The following is a 1,365-nucleotide window of genomic DNA, read 5'->3' on the forward strand; positions in this document are numbered from 1 at the left end:
GGTTCTATAATATTTTGTGTTGGTGAAAAATCGACTTCGATTTTCTACCAACACTTTTTCTTCGTTTCAACTCAAAAAGAGACTCACTTTTGGTAAAATTTAGTCGACCAAAACATCACCCTACCAAAGGAGTCTCTCAATGGATAATCATACTAGAAAATTACTCGGATTAACAGATAAACATTTATTTTTTGAGGAAGAATGGCTGATTGAAAAAGAATATAAAGGCGTTCAAGCGCAGTTTATTAAAGGAAAATTTGATGACTCTCCTTCCTATTGTGAACACTGTGGATCGGTTCGTATTATCCGCAACGGTTCCTATACGACACGCACTCAGATGTTGAAAGTCAAAGAGAAGTTGACTATTTTAGAATTGAAACGTACCCGTTTTCTCTGCCATGATTGTGGACGGACCTTTTCTGCGAAAACGGACTTAGTTGATGAACATCATCAACTAACAAAGGAACTGAAGCAGGCGATTCTCATGGAACTGTACAAAAATCAATCACGTAAACTAATCGCTAAGAAGTACTTCGTCTCGGATGGGACGGTGACACGTATCTTGCGTGAAGCAACGAAGCATTACCAGCCACGTATGAACTTCCTTCCGACGGTGTTGTGTATGGATGAGTTCAAATCAATGAAGTCTGTTTCTGGTTCCATGAGTTTTATTTGTGTTGATGGGACAACCAATCAGCTATTTACGATCCTTGAAGATCGCAGACTTTACAAACTAACTCAATACTTCTTGCGCTTTCCTAGAAAGGCCCGTTTAAAGGTCAAGTACCTAGTGATGGACATGAATGCCAGCTATTGTCAGTTGCTTAAAACGGTCTTTCCGAATGCGGAGATCGTAACTGACCGCTTTCATATTGTCCAATATATCAATCGCAGCTTCAATCAATTGCGTGTCCAGATCATGAATCGTTTTCGAACCTCACACTCTGAAAATCAGAAGAAGTACCGTCGGCTCAAGCGATATTGGAAACTCTTACTCAAAGATTCCACGACATTGGAGCCACTCAAACGGCATTATCACCGGCTGTTTAAACGACCAATTAGTCAAACAGAAATCGTCGATGAACTGTTAAGCTACAACGAAGAATTGCGAACAGCGTATCACTTTTGTCAGTTATTACGCTATTATTTCGTTAAACGAGATACGGAAGGCTTTCAAGAAACCCTTAAAACAATTTCATCTACGTTACCTCAGTCGTTTAAAAAGAAATTCACGATCTTCCACCGCTACCAATCGGGCATTTCAAATGCCTTTAAAGTGTCCCACTCAAACGGCGTCACAGAGGGTCTAAACAACAAGATCAAGCTGATCAAACGAATCGCGTTTGGTTATCGCAACTTCTATAA

General features: G+C 40.0%; 1 protein-coding gene. It reads left to right on the plus strand.

The features are described from left to right. Positions 1-139: 139 nt before the first annotated feature. A partial coding sequence (locus tag KQI58_RS22415) for an ISL3-like element IS1476 family transposase (RefSeq protein ID WP_216411146.1) occupies positions 140-1,365 on the plus strand: 1,226 nt, incomplete at its 3' end.

It is taken from the genome of Enterococcus raffinosus, from assembly GCF_018917525.1.
Taxonomy (GTDB): Bacteria; Bacillota; Bacilli; order Lactobacillales; family Enterococcaceae; genus Enterococcus_A; species Enterococcus_A raffinosus_A.